Annotated in this window: 14 protein-coding genes; 9 read left to right on the top strand and 5 right to left on the bottom strand. The window is 59.8% G+C overall.

Annotation, left to right across the window (positions count from 1 at the left end):
* The 4 genes from dnaA to gyrB are packed head-to-tail and all read left to right on the top strand — an operon-like array spanning position 1 to position 6,206.
* The gene (gene dnaA, locus AC3B5Q_RS00005) at positions 1–1,518 is read left to right on the top strand and encodes a chromosomal replication initiator protein DnaA (protein ID WP_021785315.1); all 1,518 of its coding nucleotides are present in this window, start codon (positions 1–3) and stop codon (positions 1,516–1,518) included.
* Positions 1,519–1,558: 40 nt separating this feature from the next.
* Positions 1,559–2,662 carry a DNA polymerase III subunit beta gene (gene dnaN, locus AC3B5Q_RS00010; protein WP_021785316.1) on the top strand — a complete coding sequence of 368 codons (1,104 nt, stop codon included), beginning with the start codon at positions 1,559–1,561 and terminating at the stop codon, positions 2,660–2,662.
* A gap of 15 nt (positions 2,663–2,677) precedes the next feature.
* Positions 2,678–3,781: a DNA replication/repair protein RecF gene (gene recF / locus AC3B5Q_RS00015; protein WP_003253154.1), complete on the top strand. Its 1,104-nt coding sequence runs from the start codon at positions 2,678–2,680 to the stop codon at positions 3,779–3,781.
* Between the two features lie 4 nt (positions 3,782–3,785).
* On the top strand, positions 3,786–6,206 hold the full coding sequence (gene gyrB, locus AC3B5Q_RS00020) for a DNA topoisomerase (ATP-hydrolyzing) subunit B (protein ID WP_021785317.1): 2,421 nt from the start codon (positions 3,786–3,788) through the stop codon (positions 6,204–6,206).
* 64 nt (positions 6,207–6,270) lie between these two features.
* Here the strand turns inward: gyrB and AC3B5Q_RS00025 are convergent, their stop codons facing one another.
* Both AC3B5Q_RS00025 and AC3B5Q_RS00030 read right to left on the bottom strand, forming a co-directional pair.
* Complete coding sequence (locus AC3B5Q_RS00025; RefSeq protein ID WP_275966570.1) at positions 6,271–6,678, bottom strand: RcnB family protein; 408 nt, start codon at positions 6,676–6,678, stop codon at positions 6,271–6,273.
* 130 nt (positions 6,679–6,808) lie between these two features.
* The gene (locus AC3B5Q_RS00030; protein WP_003253147.1) at positions 6,809–8,101 is read right to left on the bottom strand and encodes a sigma-54 interaction domain-containing protein; all 1,293 of its coding nucleotides are present in this window, start codon (positions 8,099–8,101) and stop codon (positions 6,809–6,811) included.
* A gap of 222 nt (positions 8,102–8,323) precedes the next feature.
* Here AC3B5Q_RS00030 and AC3B5Q_RS00035 point away from each other — a divergent pair, with 222 nt between their 5' ends.
* The 3 genes from AC3B5Q_RS00035 to AC3B5Q_RS00045 are packed head-to-tail and all read left to right on the top strand — an operon-like array spanning position 8,324 to position 11,333.
* A complete protein-coding gene (locus AC3B5Q_RS00035; protein ID WP_010951461.1) occupies positions 8,324–9,208 on the top strand; it encodes an MBL fold metallo-hydrolase in 885 nt (294 codons plus the stop codon).
* Between the two features lie 41 nt (positions 9,209–9,249).
* A complete protein-coding gene (locus tag AC3B5Q_RS00040; RefSeq protein ID WP_021784546.1) occupies positions 9,250–10,518 on the top strand; it encodes an NAD(P)/FAD-dependent oxidoreductase in 1,269 nt (422 codons plus the stop codon).
* The gene (locus tag AC3B5Q_RS00045) at positions 10,515–11,333 is read left to right on the top strand and encodes a sulfite exporter TauE/SafE family protein (RefSeq protein ID WP_488392780.1); all 819 of its coding nucleotides are present in this window, start codon (positions 10,515–10,517) and stop codon (positions 11,331–11,333) included. The genes AC3B5Q_RS00040 and AC3B5Q_RS00045 overlap by 4 nt, the downstream gene beginning before the upstream one ends.
* On the opposite strand, the gene AC3B5Q_RS00050 is transcribed toward AC3B5Q_RS00045, so the two are convergent.
* A complete protein-coding gene (locus tag AC3B5Q_RS00050; protein WP_021784548.1) occupies positions 11,322–12,209 on the bottom strand; it encodes a LysR family transcriptional regulator in 888 nt (295 codons plus the stop codon). The genes AC3B5Q_RS00045 and AC3B5Q_RS00050 overlap by 12 nt on opposite strands.
* 231 nt (positions 12,210–12,440) lie before the next feature.
* Here AC3B5Q_RS00050 and AC3B5Q_RS00055 point away from each other — a divergent pair, with 231 nt between their 5' ends.
* Together AC3B5Q_RS00055 and AC3B5Q_RS00060 are read left to right on the top strand one after the other, a co-directional pair.
* The gene (locus AC3B5Q_RS00055; RefSeq protein WP_330508774.1) at positions 12,441–14,087 is read left to right on the top strand and encodes a GMC family oxidoreductase; all 1,647 of its coding nucleotides are present in this window, start codon (positions 12,441–12,443) and stop codon (positions 14,085–14,087) included.
* 97 nt (positions 14,088–14,184) lie between these two features.
* Complete coding sequence (locus AC3B5Q_RS00060) at positions 14,185–15,804, top strand: MFS transporter (RefSeq protein ID WP_021784550.1); 1,620 nt, start codon at positions 14,185–14,187, stop codon at positions 15,802–15,804.
* A 176-nt stretch (positions 15,805–15,980) separates the two neighbouring features.
* Here AC3B5Q_RS00060 and AC3B5Q_RS00065 read toward each other — a convergent pair whose 3' ends face one another.
* Both AC3B5Q_RS00065 and gmhB read right to left on the bottom strand, forming a co-directional pair.
* Entirely contained in the window at positions 15,981–16,766 is a 786-nt protein-coding gene (locus tag AC3B5Q_RS00065; protein WP_021784551.1) for a lysophospholipid acyltransferase family protein, read from the bottom strand.
* A 45-nt stretch (positions 16,767–16,811) separates the two neighbouring features.
* Entirely contained in the window at positions 16,812–17,339 is a 528-nt protein-coding gene (gmhB, locus tag AC3B5Q_RS00070; protein ID WP_003253129.1) for a D-glycero-beta-D-manno-heptose 1,7-bisphosphate 7-phosphatase, read from the bottom strand.
* Between the last annotated feature and the right edge of the window lie 2 nt (positions 17,340–17,341).

Genomic DNA, 17,341 nt, shown 5'->3' on the forward strand with positions numbered 1-17,341 from the left:
GTGTCAGTGGAACTTTGGCAGCAGTGCGTGGAGCTTCTGCGCGATGAACTGCCTGCCCAGCAATTCAACACCTGGATCCGTCCGCTACAGGTCGAAGCCGAAGGCGACGAGTTGCGCGTCTATGCGCCTAACCGTTTCGTCCTCGATTGGGTCAATGAAAAGTACCTGGGTCGCTTGCTCGAGCTGTTGGGTGAGAACGGTAGCGGCATTGCACCTGCCCTTTCCTTATTAATAGGTAGCCGACGCAGCTCGGCCCCGAGGGCTGCGCCGAACGCGCCAGTCAGCGCTGCCGTTGCGGCTTCGCTGGCGCAGACCCAGGCACACAAGGCGGCCCCGGCAGCAGCGGTTGAGCCTGTTGCCGTGGCTGCGGCCGAGCCTGTGCTGGTCGAGACGTCTTCGCGTGACAGCTTTGATGCCATGGCAGAGCCCGCTTCGGCGCCGCCCAGTGGTGGCCGGGCTGAACAGCGCACCGTGCAGGTTGAAGGTGCGCTCAAGCACACCAGCTACCTGAACCGAACCTTTACCTTTGACACTTTCGTCGAAGGCAAGTCGAACCAGCTCGCCCGCGCGGCTGCCTGGCAGGTTGCGGACAACCCCAAGCATGGCTACAACCCGCTGTTCCTTTATGGCGGTGTGGGTTTGGGTAAAACCCACCTTATGCATGCTGTGGGTAACCATCTGCTGAAGAAGAATCCGAACGCCAAGGTGGTGTACCTGCATTCGGAGCGTTTCGTCGCGGACATGGTCAAAGCGTTGCAGCTCAACGCCATCAACGAATTCAAGCGCTTCTACCGCTCGGTGGACGCGTTGCTGATCGACGATATCCAGTTCTTCGCTCGCAAAGAGCGCTCGCAGGAAGAGTTTTTCCACACCTTCAACGCCTTGCTTGAGGGTGGCCAGCAGGTAATCCTTACTTCTGACCGCTATCCCAAGGAAATCGAAGGCCTGGAAGAGCGTCTGAAGTCGCGCTTTGGTTGGGGGCTGACGGTGGCTGTCGAGCCGCCAGAACTGGAGACCCGCGTAGCAATTCTGATGAAGAAGGCGGACCAGGCCAAAGTCGAGCTCCCGCATGACGCAGCCTTTTTCATCGCTCAGCGCATTCGATCCAACGTCCGTGAGCTGGAAGGTGCACTGAAGCGGGTTATCGCTCACTCGCATTTCATGGGGCGTGACATCACCATCGAGCTGATTCGTGAATCGCTCAAGGACCTGTTGGCGCTGCAAGACAAACTGGTCAGTGTGGATAACATTCAGCGTACTGTTGCTGAGTACTACAAGATCAAGATCTCCGATCTGCTGTCCAAGCGTCGTTCGCGTTCTGTCGCGCGCCCGCGTCAGGTAGCCATGGCCCTGTCCAAGGAGTTGACCAACCACAGTCTGCCGGAAATCGGCGACATGTTCGGTGGTCGCGACCATACGACCGTGCTGCATGCCTGCCGCAAAATCAATGAACTGAAGGAATCCGACGCGGACATCCGCGAGGACTACAAGAACCTGCTGCGGACGCTGACGACCTGATGGCCGTCTGCGCAGCTAATTGAAGGCAAGGGACTAGACCATGCATTTCACCATTCAACGCGAAGCCCTGTTGAAACCCCTGCAACTGGTCGCCGGTGTCGTCGAGCGCCGTCAGACCTTGCCGGTCCTGTCCAACGTATTGCTGGTCGTACAAGGCCAGCAACTTTCGTTGACCGGTACCGACCTGGAAGTCGAACTGGTAGGCCGCGTGCAACTGGATGAGCCGGCCGAGCCTGGCGAAATCACTGTTCCGGCGCGCAAGCTGATGGACATCTGTAAAAGCTTGCCTAACGACGCCCTGATCGATATCAAGGTCGATGAGCAGAAATTGTTGGTAAAGGCCGGCCGCAGCCGCTTCACCCTGTCGACCCTGCCTGCCAACGACTTCCCGACTGTGGAAGAAGGCCCGGGTTCGCTGACCTGCAACCTGGAGCAGAGCAAGCTGCGCCGCCTGATCGAGCGAACCAGCTTCGCCATGGCCCAGCAGGATGTGCGCTATTACCTCAACGGTATGCTGCTTGAGGTTTCCCGCAACACGTTGCGCGCCGTATCCACCGACGGTCACCGCTTGGCGCTTTGCTCGATGAGCGCGCCGATCGAGCAAGAGGATCGACACCAGGTCATCGTGCCGCGTAAAGGTATCCTGGAATTGGCGCGCCTGCTGACCGACCCTGAAGGTATGGTCAGCATCGTGCTGGGCCAGCATCACATCCGCGCCACTACTGGCGAGTTCACCTTTACCTCCAAGCTGGTGGACGGCAAGTTCCCGGACTACGAGCGCGTACTGCCCAAAGGCGGTGACAAGCTGGTTGTCGGAGACCGCCAGGCGCTGCGTGAGGCCTTCAGCCGTACCGCGATTCTTTCCAACGAAAAGTACCGCGGTATTCGCCTGCAACTGGCAGCTGGCCAACTGAAGATCCAGGCTAACAACCCCGAGCAGGAAGAAGCTGAAGAAGAAATCAGCGTGGACTACGAAGGTAGCTCGCTGGAGATTGGTTTCAACGTCAGCTACTTGCTGGACGTGCTGGGCGTGATGACTACTGAGCAAGTTCGTCTGATCTTGTCCGATTCCAACAGCAGTGCGCTGCTGCAGGAAGCTGGCAATGACGATTCTTCCTACGTTGTCATGCCGATGCGCCTGTAACCTGTAGCAGGCGAAATGTCCCTTCGACGTATCATGGTCACCGCGGTGCGCAACTTGCACCCGGTGACACTCTTACCCTCCCCCCGCATCAACATCCTTTACGGCGCCAACGGCAGCGGCAAGACCAGCGTGCTAGAAGCCGTGCATTTGCTCGGGCTGGCCCGTTCATTTCGCAGCACCCGCCTTAATCCGGTTATTCAGTACGAACAGGCTGCCTGTACTGTGTTCGGCGAGGTTCAGCTGACGGAGGGTGGTACGAGCAACCTGGGTGTGTCCCGTGAGCGCCAAGGGGAGTTTACTATCCGTATCGATGGGCAGAATGCGCGCAGTGCTGCGCAATTGGCTGAGTTACTGCCGCTTCAGCTCATCAACCCAGACAGTTTCCGGCTGCTTGAAGGTGCCCCAAAAATACGCCGCCAGTTTCTGGACTGGGGTGTGTTCCACGTGGAACCTCGTTTTCTGCCAGCCTGGCAACGCCTTCAGAAGGCGCTGCGGCAGCGGAACTCATGGTTGCGTCATGGTACACTTGACCCAGCTTCGCAAGCCGCCTGGGACCGGGAACTGTGCCTGGCTAGCGCGGAAATAGATGAATACCGTCGCAACTACATCAAGGCCTTGAAGCCCGTCTTCGAGCGAACCCTGAGCGAACTGGTCGAGCTGGACGGGTTGACCCTGAGCTACTACCGAGGCTGGGACAAGGACCGGGAACTGCAAGAAGTACTCGCCTCCTCTCTCCTTCGCGATCAGCAGATGGGCCATACCCAAGCCGGTCCGCAGCGTGCTGATCTGCGTTTGCGGTTGGCTGGCAACAACGCAGCCGACATCCTGTCGCGTGGTCAGCAAAAGTTGGTGGTATGCGCATTGCGCATTGCCCAAGGCCACCTCGTTAGTCAGGCTCGCCGCGGTCACTGTATTTATCTCGTGGATGACTTGCCGTCCGAACTGGATGACCAGCATCGCCGCGCACTGTGCCGCTTGCTTGAAGAATTACGCTGCCAGGTGTTCATCACCTGTGTAGATCACGAATTACTGAGGGAAGGCTGGCAGACGGAAACGCCAGTTGCTTTGTTCCACGTGGAACAAGGCCGTATCACCCAGACCCACGACCATCGGGAGTGAAGGCATGAGCGAAAATCAAACGTACGACTCCTCCAGCATCAAGGTGCTGAAAGGTTTGGATGCCGTACGCAAGCGTCCCGGCATGTACATTGGCGACACCGATGATGGTAGTGGCCTGCACCACATGGTCTTCGAGGTGGTCGACAACTCGATCGACGAAGCCCTCGCCGGTCACTGCGATGACATCACTGTCATCATCCACCCGGACGAATCTATCAGTGTGCGCGACAACGGTCGCGGCATTCCGGTCGATGTGCACAAGGAAGAAGGCGTTTCCGCAGCCGAGGTCATCATGACTGTGCTGCACGCCGGCGGTAAGTTCGACGACAACTCCTACAAAGTATCCGGCGGTCTGCACGGTGTAGGTGTGTCGGTTGTGAACGCCCTGTCCGAGAAGCTGGTTCTGACCGTTCGCCGTAGCGGCAAGATCTGGGAACAGACTTATGTTCACGGTGTTCCACAAGCGCCTATGGCGGTTGTCGGTGACAGTGAAACCACGGGTACCCACATCCACTTCAAGCCATCGGCTGAAACCTTCAAGAACATTCACTTCAGCTGGGACATCCTGGCCAAGCGCATCCGCGAACTGTCGTTCCTCAACTCGGGCGTTGGCATTCTGCTGAAGGATGAGCGCAGCGGTAAGGAAGAGTTCTTCAAGTACGAAGGCGGCCTGCGTGCGTTCGTCGAGTACTTGAACACCAACAAGACGCCGGTCAACTCCCAGGTGTTCCACTTCAACGTTCAGCGTGAGGATGGCGTGGGTGTTGAAGTCGCCCTGCAATGGAACGACAGCTTCAACGAAAACCTGCTGTGCTTCACCAACAACATTCCGCAACGTGATGGCGGTACCCACCTGGTGGGTTTCCGTTCCTCGCTGACCCGTAGCCTTAACAACTACATCGAGCAGGAAGGCCTGGCCAAGAAGAACAAGGTGGCAACCACTGGCGACGACGCCCGTGAAGGCCTTACTGCGATCATCTCGGTTAAGGTACCGGACCCGAAGTTCAGCTCGCAGACCAAAGACAAGCTGGTCTCCTCGGAGGTGAAAACTGCCGTGGAACAGGAGATGAACAAGTTCTTCGCCGATTTCCTGTTGGAAAACCCGAACGAGGCCAAGGCCGTCGTTGGCAAGATGATCGACGCTGCTCGCGCCCGTGAAGCCGCCCGTAAAGCCCGTGAGATGACCCGCCGTAAAGGTGCGCTGGATATCGCTGGCCTGCCGGGCAAACTGGCGGACTGCCAAGAGAAGGATCCTGCTCTCTCCGAACTGTACCTGGTGGAGGGTGACTCTGCGGGTGGCTCGGCCAAGCAAGGCCGCAACCGTCGTACCCAGGCGATCTTGCCGCTGAAGGGTAAAATCCTCAACGTCGAGAAAGCGCGCTTCGACAAGATGATTTCTTCCCAGGAAGTGGGCACGCTGATCACCGCGCTGGGCTGTGGTATCGGCCGCGAAGAGTACAACATCGATAAACTGCGTTATCACAACATCATCATCATGACCGATGCTGACGTTGACGGTTCGCACATCCGTACACTGCTGCTGACCTTCTTCTTCCGTCAGCTGCCGGAGCTGGTCGAGCGTGGTTACATCTATATTGCCCAGCCACCGCTGTACAAGGTGAAGAGAGGCAAGCAGGAGCAGTACATCAAGGACGATGAGGCCATGGAAGAGTACATGACCCAGTCGGCTCTGGAGGATGCCAGCCTGCACCTGGACGAATCGGCGCCAGCAGTTTCCGGTGTGCAGTTGGAAGCGCTGGTGAATGAGTTCCGTAGTGTCATGAAGACCCTCAAGCGCCTGTCGCGCTTGTACCCGGAAGAGCTGACTGAGCACTTCGTCTACCTGCCTGAGGTGACTCTGGAGCAGTTGGGTGACCACGCTGTGATGCAAGCCTGGCTGGCCCAGTTCCAGGCGCGTCTGAACTCCAATCAGAAGTCTGGCTTGGCTTACAACGCCAGCCTGCGTGAAGACAAAGAGCGCAACGTATGGCTGCCAGAAGTAGAAATCACCTCTCATGGCCTGGCCAGCTACATCACGTTCAACCGTGATTTCTTCGGCAGCAATGACTACCGTACCGTAGTCAACATTGGTGCCAAGCTGTCGAGCCTGTTGGGTGAAGGTGCGTATGTGCAGCGCGGTGAACGGCGCAAGGCGATCGTCGAGTTCAAAGAGGGCCTGGATTGGCTGATGAATGAGACCACCAAGCGCCATACGATTCAGCGATACAAAGGGCTGGGTGAGATGAACCCGGACCAGCTGTGGGAAACCACCATGGACCCGACCGTTCGCCGTATGCTCAAGGTCACCATCGAAGATGCCATCGCAGCAGACCAGATCTTCAACACCCTGATGGGTGATGCGGTCGAGCCGCGTCGTGACTTCATCGAAAGTAACGCGCTGTCGGTGTCGAACCTGGACTTCTGATCCGGTGTAATTCGCTAGACACTAAGAAGCCCGCTGATGCGGGCTTTTTAGTGCCTGCAAAGAATCAGTAGCCGGTGAGAATGTTCACGATCACACCGCTGGCAATAGCCACCAGCACATAGTCGCCATTCACATACAGCCAGCGATGATCACGAGGTGGCGCATACAGGTGGCGCGCTTTCCAGTCGGTTACCCAGTAACGGTCACCACGGTAATGTGGATCAACGGCATGACCACGGTGCCACTGCTTATGAGGTATCGGCATGCCTTGTTGTGGGCGGAAGTTTGGATCACGGTAAGCAGGTCCGCGGCCATTGTCATGTCGGCCCTGGTGCTGTGGTTGACCATGTGGCGGGTTGCCTTGGTGCGATGGGCCGCCATCATGCCGATCAGGCGGGCCCGGTTGCGCGAAGCTTGCCAGCGGTGTGCTGAGCATGAGCGCGGCGCAGATCACGGTTAGGGCTTTCTTCATTTGATGCGGTCCTCTGCCTGTTAATCGCCTGGCAGGTATTGAGTGCCAGGTTCGGTTAACTGATCAGACCACGATTTTTCCCTTTCAATGTCAGGGCGCAGGTAAAGGTCCGGTAAAGTCTGGCGTTCTTTCAGTTCAGCCCGAGCGCTTTCAAGCGGCGATACAGCGTGCGTTCACTCATGCCAAGATGACTGGCCAGTTCACTGCGCGAGCCTTTGAACTGCTCCAGCGCCTGCGCCAGCTCACCCAAGTCATTGCGACGGCCGCTTCCTTTAGCCGCGCCAGTCAGCCCAGTGTCTTCCGGTAAATGCTCCGGTCTGATTACTCCGTCATCGGCAAACAAACGCGCGCGTTCCAGAATGTTGCGCAGCTCGCGGATATTGCCCGGAAACGGATGCAACGCAAGTTGCTGCAAGGCGTCTTCACTCAGCCTGGGCGTCGGCTGGCCGGCCATGCGCTGCAGCAGGCTCTGTGCGAGCAGCGGCAGATCTTCCACCCGTTCGCGCAATGCAGGCAGACGAATCGGGAAGCCGCTGATGCGGTAATACAGGTCTTCCCGGAAGGAGCCATCCGCGACCATTTGTTTAAGTGGTTTATGGGTGGCCGATATCAGGCGGAAATCTGAATGGACAGTGCGCAGGCTACCCACAGGACGGAAACTGCCGGACTCTATCAGGCGCAGCAGCTTCACCTGCATCGCCAGCGGCACTTCACCGATTTCGTCGAGGAACAGGGTGCCGCCATGGGCTGCCTCGGCCAAGCCGATCTTGCGCTGATTCGCCCCGGTGAACGCACCCTTCTCATAGCCGAACAGTTCACTCTCGAACAACGACTCGGTCAGGCCGGTGCAGTCGACCACCACCAGTGGGCCGTTGGCCCTGGGGCTGCCCATATGCACTGCGCGGGCGAACAGCTCTTTGCCGGTCCCCGACTCCCCCTGCAACAACACCGGGATCTGCGCCGGTGCCGCACGCTGCAGGCTGGCCAGCGCGGCCTTGAAGGTTGGCGCGCGGCCGACCAACCCTTGCTCCTGTGGCTGCGCCGAGGCGAGGGTGATGGTGGTGAGGCGTTCGACAAAGGCCACTACCTTGCCCTGTTCATCCAGGATCGGCCGCAACTCGACATCCACATGCTCCGGGCCGCGTGGTGTGTGATGAATGTGCAATACCCGCTCCGGTACCTTGCTGTCCCACGCCTTGCGCATCGGGCAATGTTCGCCAGCCTGGTCGCACGGCACAGCGTAGTGATGCGAAACCCTGTGGCACTTCTCGCCCAGTGGGGCCTGATCATGCCGCCCAAACTGACGGCGATAGGCCGCATTGGCCGCGAGGATGTTGTAGTCGGTGTCCAACACGATGGTCGGGAGGGCATCGTGCTCGAGGTAGGAAACCAGAGCTAGGATGAGGGGATGGGCTTCAGGCATGACGGCACCGTATGGATGACCGACGCAGGGTAACAAGGACTGCCAAACACTGCCATTGGCTGTCAGTCGACTGCCACCTGGGCTGCCAGTTTTGCCGGCAGCAGTCTGCAACTGGCCGGTTTTATTGGCCAGTGAGTGGCAAAAAGCCTGGCATGCATCTTGATAAAGCTCCTGTCACTGCCTACGCCTGTACAAGGCGGGGCGGATAAATTGGAGAACGTGATGATCATCGGCAACAACCTTCACGTGGACGCCTTCTACGACGAGGCGACCTCGACCATCAGCTACCTGGTCATGGACCGTGAAACCCGACAATGCGCATTGATCGACAGCGTGCTGGATTACGACCCCAAGTCCGGGCGCACCTGCAGCGCTTCGGCTGATCGCCTGATCGAGCGTGTGAACGAGCTGAATGCCAGTGTGCGGTGGGTGCTGGAAACCCATGTACACGCCGACCACCTTTCAGCCGCTGCCTACCTGAAGGAAAAGCTGGGCGGTCATACCGCTATCGGCGCGCATATCACCCAGGTGCAGAAAGTGTTTGGCGCCTTGTTCAATGCAGAGCCCGGATTCGCCCGTGATGGCAGCCAGTTCGATGTGCTGCTCGAAGACGAGGAAGGTTTCCGGATTGGCAACCTGCAGGCCCGGGCGCTGCACACACCTGGGCACACGCCCGCGTGCATGAGTTTCATGATCGAGGATGCCGGCGAGATTGCGGTATTTGTTGGAGACACCTTGTTCATGCCCGACTACGGCACCGCCCGCTGCGACTTCCCCGGGGCCGATGCCCGCACCTTGTACCGCTCAATCCGTCGCCTGCTGGCTTTCCCCGATCAGACTCGGTTGTTCATGTGCCACGACTACCTGCCAGGTGGCCGCGACATGCAGTACGTCACTACTGTCGCCGAGCAGCGCGCCCACAACATTCACATCCACCAGGGTATCGACGAGGACAGCTTCGTGGCCATGCGCGAAGCCCGCGACAAGACGCTCGAAATGCCGGTGCTGATATTGCCTTCAGTGCAGGTGAACATGCGCAGCGGCCAACTGCCCCCACCGGAGGCGAACGGTGTGAGCTATCTGAAAATCCCGCTGAACAAGCTGTAACCGCCCTGCCCTCCATAATCAGATTTCCAGGATTTACCGCCATGCCTGCCTCGTTGTCCCCTGCCAATACCGACCACCACAAAGTGGTCATCGTCGGTGCCGGTGCCGCCGGTATCGCCACTGCTTCCAGCCTGATCAGCCGCGACCCGTCGTTGGACGTCGCCTTGATCGACCCTGCCGAAGTGCACTATTACCAACCCGGCTGGACCATGGTCGGTGCAGGTGTGTTCAAGGCACCAAGCACGGCCCGCACCATGGCGTCGACCATTCCTCGTGGTGTGCGCTGGGTCAAGGCTCGGGTAAAGGGATTCGACCCGTTGGGCCAGCTGGTCATCCTCGATGATGGTCGCACCATCAGCTATGAACAGCTGATCGTCTGCCCCGGCCTCAAGCTGGACTGGGTGGCCATCGATGGGCTCAGCGAGACCCTGGGCCGCAACGGTGTCACCTCCAACTATCGCTACGACCTGGCGCCCTATACCTGGGAACTGGTGCAAAAGCTCAAGCAAGGACGCGCGGTGTTCTGCCAGCCGCCCATGCCGATCAAGTGCGCCGGTGCACCCCAGAAGGCGCTGTATCTGTCTTGCGACCACTGGCTACGCCATGGCCATTTGGGCGCGGTGAAAGCCAGCTTCTACAATGCGGGTGCCGTGTTGTTCGGTGTCGCCGACTACGTGCCCGCGCTGATGAAATACATCGAGAAATACGCCGTCGATCTCAACTTCTCCCACAGGCTGCTTGCCGTAGATGGCCCGGGCAAGCGCGCTACATTCTTGCGTACCTTGCCCGATGGCAGCAGCGAAACGCGCATCGAGGCCTTCGACATGCTGCACGTGGTGCCACCACAGGTGGCGCCAGACTTCATTCGCGAAAGCCCCTTGGCCGATAGCTCCGGCTGGGTCGACGTCGATCCGCATACCCTGCGCCATCGCAAATACACCAACGTTCATGCCCTGGGTGACGTGGCTAACACCAGCAATGCCAAGACCGCCGCGGCGGCCCGCAAGCAGGCACCGGTGGTCGCCAACAATGTGCTGGTGGCATTGGGCAGGCTGGGAACCCTGGCCCATTACGACGGCTATGGCTCGTGCCCGCTTACCGTCGAGCGCGGCAAGATCGTCCTGGCCGAGTTCACCTATGGCGGCAAGCTGGCACCGAGCTTCCCCAATTGGTTGCTGGATGGCCGCAAGCCAACACGCTTGGCCTGGCTGCTCAAGGCACAGGCGCTGCCACCGTTGTACTGGCAAGGCATGCTCAAGGGGCGCGAGTGGTTGGCACGTCCGCAACTGGTAGCCGAGGGTGGGCAGTGATCGAGCATCAACTGTTAGGGGCGGGCCTGGGCGCAATCATCGGCGCGGTGCTGGCACTGACCGGCGCAGGCGGTGGCATTCTCGCTGTACCCTTGCTGGTGTTCGGCCTGGGGTTATCGATAGTCGAGGCGGCCCCGGTCGGCCTGCTGGCTGTTGGTTTGGCTGCGGGGGTTGGCGCAGTGCTGGGCTTGCGCCAAGGGCTGGTGCGTTATCGGGCTGCGCTGTTCATTGCGTCGGTTGGTGTGGCAGCAGCGCCGTTCGGGCTGATGCTGGCGCACCGCCTGCCAAATACACCGTTGCAGCTGGTATTCGCCGGGGTGCTAGTTTATGCCTGCCTGCGTATCTGGCGCAAGGCGGCCAAAGAACTGCGTGGCGAAGCCAATGAAGCTCATCGCTTTATCGAGCCGTGTGTGCTGAACCCGCTGCAGGGTCGTTTGCGCTGGACCCTGCCCTGCGCGCGCGCATTGGCATCCACGGGGGCCTTGTCCGGCTTGTTGTCCGGCCTGCTCGGCGTGGGTGGGGGGTTCGTCATCATCCCGGCCCTGAACCGCTACACCAATCTGCGCATGGCCAGCATCGTCTCCACCTCGCTGGCGGTGATTGCCCTGGTCTCTACCGGCAGTGTGGTCAGCGCCAGCCTTGCGGGCGTCATGCACTGGCAGGTTGGCGCCCCGTTTGCCGTCGGCGCGGTGCTCGGCCTGTTGCTGTCGCGACCATTGGCAGCCAGGTTGGCCGGGCCGCGCCTGCAGCAGATGTTTGCCTTGGCAGGTTGGGCCGCTGCCTTGTTGTTGGCCGGCAAGGCGTTACTGGGCTAGCAACTCGCTCTGTTCGGCCGCGCACAACGCCAGCAGGTAGTCCCACACCACCCGCAGGCGCACAGACTTGTGCAGCTCGCGGCGGGTGCAGATCCAGTAGCTGCGCTGGATGGTCTCACCCGGCAGCACGCGCACCAGTGTCGGGTCGTGGCGGGCCATGTAATTGGGCAGCACGGCGATGCCCAGCCCCGCGCGGGCGGCGGCTTGTTGGGCGATCACGCTGGTGCTGCGAAACACCACGTTGGGTGCTCGGCAGAAACTGTTGAGAAACAGCAGTTCCTGGCTGAACAGCAAATCGTCGACGTAGCCGATCCAGCTGTGCCGAGCCAGGTCTTCGCGGTGGCGCAGTGGCGGCGCGCGGTCCAGGTAGTCCTGGCTGGCGTATAGCGCCAAGCGGTAGTCGGTGAGTTTGCGGGTGATCAGCAGGTCGGCGTTGGGTCGCTCCAGATGGATACTGATTTCCGCCTCGCGGTTGAGGATGCTGACGAAACGCGGCACCGCTACCAGCTCCACTTCCAGGCCGGGGTAGCGCTCGAACAACGCGTTCATGCGCGGGGTGAAGAACATGATGCCGATGCCTTCGGTTACCCCCAGGCGAATCTTGCCCAGCGGGGTGATGGCCTGGGTGATTTCTTCCTGCGCCAGCAGGGCGACATTTTCCATGGCTTCGGCATGCTTGAGCAGGGCTTGGCCCGATGGGGTCAGCTCGTACCCCTGGGCATGCTGCACGAACAGCGCGGTCCCCAGGCTCTGCTCGATGCTCTCGATGTGCCGGGCCACGGTGCTGTGGGTAGTGTTGAGGCGCTTGGCGGCGGTCAGCAGGCGGCCGCTGCGCTGCAACTCGAGGAAAAACCGCAGATCGTTCCAGTCGAACATGCTTGTCCTTTTTGGCAGTTCGTTCCGGCCTCTCCGCGGGCAGTCCAGGTGCGCTGAACATCCTGCAGGCAACGTGGCCCCGGTGGGAGCGGGCGAGCCCGCGAAGAGGTCGGTACAGGCTTGCCACTGTGCTAAAACGCACAGCGGCTGCGCGAAATCTCGTGTTTCCACCACGAAATTACTCACTAAGATGGACCGGGACAAGAATAAAAAACAGGCGCGAGGTTGCACATGCCATCAGCCGATTCTGTCTTCGACTACGTGGTGGTGGGGGCCGGTCCCGCCGGATGCCTGCTGGCCAATCGTTTGTCCGCCGACCCTTCCTGCCGCGTGCTGCTGCTGGAGGCGGGTGGTCGTGACAATTATCCCTGGATCCACATCCCCGTCGGTTACCTCTACTGCATCGGCAACCCACGCACCGACTGGTGCTTCAAGACCGAGGCACAGCCTGGCCTCGGCGGTCGCGCTTTGGGTTATCCAAGGGGCAAGGTGCTAGGTGGCTGCTCTTCGATCAACGGCATGATTTACATGCGGGGCCAAGCCGCCGACTATGACCATTGGGCCGCGCAAGGCAACGACGGCTGGGCGTGGAAAGATGTGTTGCCGCTGTTCAAGGCCAGTGAAAACCACTTTGCCGGCGCCAGTGAGCACCATGGCGCGGAGGGCGAATGGCGGGTCGAGCGCCAGCGCTACAGCTGGCCGATTCTTGATGCTTTCCGTGATGCCGCCGAGCAGAGCGGAATTGGCAAGGTCGAAGATTTCAACACCGGCGACAACCAAGGTTGTGGATATTTTCAGGTCAACCAGCGCAGTGGTGTGCGTTGGAACGCTTCCAAAGCCTTCCTGCGGCCGATCAAGGATCGCGCCAACCTCACTGTGCTGACTGGCGTGCAGGTTGACCAGGTACTGCTCGACAACACCCGCGCAAGGGCGGTGAAGGCGCTCTGGCAAGGGGCCTGGCATGAGTTTGCGGCGCGTCGCGAGATCATCCTCTGTGCTGGGGCGGTTGGTTCACCGGGCATCCTCCAGCGCTCCGGCATCGGTCCGCGTCAGTTGCTGGAAAGCTTGGGCATTGCTGTTCGCCACGATATGCCCGGCGTTGGTGGCAACTTGCAGGACCACCTGCAACTTCGCCTGATCTACCAGATCCGCAACACCCGCACCTTGAACCAGATGGCCAACAGCCTGTGGGGCAAGATGGGCATGGGCGTGCGTTACCTCTACGACCGCAGCGGGCCGCTGGCCATGGCGCCGAGCCAGTTAGGCGCGTTCGTGCGTTCAAGCCCCGAACAGGCCACCGCCAACCTTCAGTATCACGTGCAGCCGCTGTCACTGGAACGCTTCGGTGAGCCGTTGCATCAGTTCCCGGCCTTTACTGCCTCGGTGTGCAACCTGCGCCCAGCCAGCCGCGGGCGTATCGATATCTGCAGCACCGACATGAACAGCACACCGCTGATCGACCCCAATTACCTCAGTGCTCCCCAGGACTTGCGCGTTGCCGCCGAAGCCATTCGCCTTACCCGGCGCATCGTCCAGGCCCCTGCCCTCGCCGCTTTCGAGCCCAAGGAATATTTGCCGGGCCCAGCGCTGCAAAGCGAGGAAGAACTGTTCGAGGCCGCTGGCAAGATCGGCACCACCATCTTCCACCCGGTCGGTACCTGTCGCATGGGCAACGGTGCCATGGACGTTGTGGATAACCAACTGCGTGTACATGGCATCCCCGGTCTTCGCGTGGCAGATGCTTCGATCATGCCGCAGATTACTTCCGGCAATACATGTTCCCCCACCCTGATGATCGCTGAAAAGGCGGCGCAACTGATCCTCAAAGGAGCTGCTACCCAGACCAACCTGAACGAAGACGCGTTACCGACGCCCTGACCCGGGTGCGTGCAGTACCGGCGGCTTGCGGTCAGAAGTCGCCGACAGTGGAACAACAAGAATAATCACTGTGGCCTACGGGCCGAGGACAGCAACGATGTCGGATTACATCCAAGAGCAGGATGCGGTGGCCAGCAGCCCCAGCCGCCGTGAAGAACGCAAGATCATTTTCGCGTCATCCCTCGGGACGGTTTTCGAGTGGTATGACTTTTTTCTCTATGGTGCGTTGGCAGCGGTCATCAGCAAGCAGTTCTTCGCTGGCGTGAACGATACCACCGCTTTTATCTTCGCCCTTATGGCCTTTGCTGCAGGCTTTCTGGTGCGGCCGTTTGGTGCGCTGGTGTTCGGCCGCCTGGGAGACATGATCGGGCGCAAGTACACCTTTCTGGTCACCATCGTGCTGATGGGCCTGTCCACTTTCGCTGTTGGGTTGTTGCCCACCTACGCCAGCATCGGCATCGCCGCACCGATCATCCTGGTGGTCCTGCGCATGCTTCAGGGGCTGGCGCTGGGCGGTGAGTATGGCGGTGCCGCCACTTACGTGGCCGAGCATGCGCCGCCCGGCAAGCGTGGCTTGCACACAGGTTTCATCCAGTCCACCGCAACGCTGGGCCTGTTGTTGTCGCTCTTGGTGGTGCTGGGTAGTCGCTACGTCAGTGGCGACCAGTTCGAAACCTGGGGCTGGCGCTTGCCGTTCCTGCTGTCGATCGTGCTGCTGGCGATCTCGACCTGGATTCGCATGAGCATGCACGAGTCGCCGGCCTTTGTGAAAATGAAGGCTCAGGGCAAGGTCAGCAAGTCGCCCATCCGCGAGTCCTTCACCTCCTGGCCAAACCTGAAAGTGGTGCTTACCGCCCTGTTCAGCATCAACGCTGGGCAGGCGGTGACCTTTTACACGGCGCAGTTCTACGTTCTGTTCTTCATGACCCAGATGCTGAAAATGGACTCGGCTCAGGCCAATACCCTGCTCATCATCAGCGTTGTGATTGGCGCGCCGTTCTTCGTGTTCTTCGGCTGGTTGTCCGACCGTATCGGCCGCAAGCCGATCCTGATGCTCGGCCTGTTGCTGGCTACGGTACTGTACTTCCCGCTGTTCAAGGCGCTGAGCCACTACGCCAACCCACAGATCGACGCCGCCAGCCGTCAGGCGCCGATCGTGGTCACCGCCGACCCGCAAGGCTGCACATTCCAGTTCGACCCAGTGGGCAAGGCTCGTTTTGACAGCCCGTGCGACAAGGTCAAGACCTTCCTGGTCAAGCAGGGCCTGCCGTACAGCTCGGTAAGCGTGGCCGGCAGTGAAGTGGTGGTGAACATCGGTGACAAGACCATCAACGGATTTGACGAAACTGCCATGCGTGCTGCAATCGAGCAGGCTGGTTACCCGGCCAAAGCCGACCCTGCGCAGGTCAATCAGGTAATGGTGGTGGTACTGATCGTGGCGATGATCCTGATCGCGACCATGACCTATGGCCCGTTGGCGGCGGTGATGGTCGAGCTCTTCCCGACCCGCATCCGCTACACCTCGATGTCACTGCCCTACCACATTGGTAATGGCTGGTTCGGTGGTTTCCTGCCTACCGTATCGTTCGCGCTGGTGGTCTATACCGGGGATATCTTCTACGGGCTGTGGTACCCGGTGCTGGTGACCGGGATCAGCCTGGTGGTAGGGATCTTCTGTCTGAAGGAAACCAAGGATGTAGATATCGACAAAGTCTGATGCTGTCCACATGCCATAAAAAACCGGCTGTAAAAGCCGGTTTTTTTATGCCTCAAAAAAACTTATGCACGATTTTCAGAAAAAATTCATACAGAAAAATAAATAGCAAATTCAAATACTTAGCTATCAATTCAAGCATTTAATCCAAAAACTGCACACAAGTTATCCACAGAAGGTCATGCCATCTGCTCCTGAGGTTTTTCCTCTGCTGGCGGCAGCGATCCCATGGCCCGCTGGGTCGCTTCGTTCCAGGCTGCAGCGCGGTCGTTGAGTTCGGCGATGGCCCGTGGCCCAGTGCCGTTGGCGTACATCGGTTCGCCAATTATCACTTCGATTGTACCGGCACGCTTGCCCCAACCGGTCTTGGGCCAGAACTTGCCGGCGTTGTGGGCAATCGGTAGCACCGGCAGCCCGGCATTCACGGCCAGTGCGGTACCGCCGCGGGAGAACTTGCCGATGGTGCCGAACGGCACACGGGTGCCTTCTGGAAAAATCAGCACCCACGTCTTCTGCTTGAGCAGTTCGTCACCCTTGCTCGCCACCTGGCGCAGCGCTTCCTTGGGGTTGTCGCGGTTGATCGCGATGGGCCGCAGCATGGCCATGGCCCAACCGAAGAACGGTACATACAGCAGTTCGCGCTTGAGCACCTGGCTAAGCGGCGAGAAGTACTGCGACAGGAAGAAGGTTTCCCAGGTGCTCTGGTGATTGGACAGAATCACGCAAGGCTCAGCTGGCACGTTCTCGGCGCCAGTGATCTTGTAGTCGATGCCCAGGATGGTGCGCACCAGAAACAGCGCGCAGCGGCACCAGTACACGTTGATGAACCTGTAGCGCTTGGGGAACGACAGGAACGGCGCGACGAAGAAGCTCAGCGAGCACCACAGCAGCGAACTGGTGCCCAGCAGCAGGTAAAAAAGAAAGATTCTGATCGCCTGCAGGATCGACATAGTGGCTTGTACCATTGCGGGCATGCCCGCCTGAGAAAAATGCGCCCGAAGGCGCACTGTTTAAATTAGTTCTCTGGCGATAGCTGCCAGATCGTCGAAAATCAGTGTAGTTTCCGGGACGCCTTTTTCCAGGGTCCGCTCACCTTTGCCGGTCTTCACCAGCACGGGTTGTGCACCGACGGCCAGGGCGGCCTCCAGGTCACCTTTGCTGTCGCCGACGAACCAGACGCCTTCAAGGCCAATCTGGTAATGCTCGGCGATCGCCCGCAGCATGCCGGGCTTGGGCTTGCGGCAATCGCACCCTTCGTCCGGCCCATGCGGGCAATACACGATGTGGCCCACTTCGCCGCCCTGCTCGGCCACTAGCGCGCGCAGGCGCGCATGCATGGCCTCAAGGGTTGCCAGCGGGTAGTAGCCACGGGCAATGCCGGACTGGTTGGTGGCCACGGCCACCGTCCAGCCCGCCTTGCTCAACTGCGCGATCGCATCGACCGAACCGGGGATCGGCACCCATTCTTCCAGCGTCTTGATGTACGCATCGGAGTCGTAGTTGATCACCCCGTCACGGTCGAGAATCAGCAGTTTCAAGG

Source organism: Pseudomonas sp. D5(2026), from assembly GCF_057766845.1.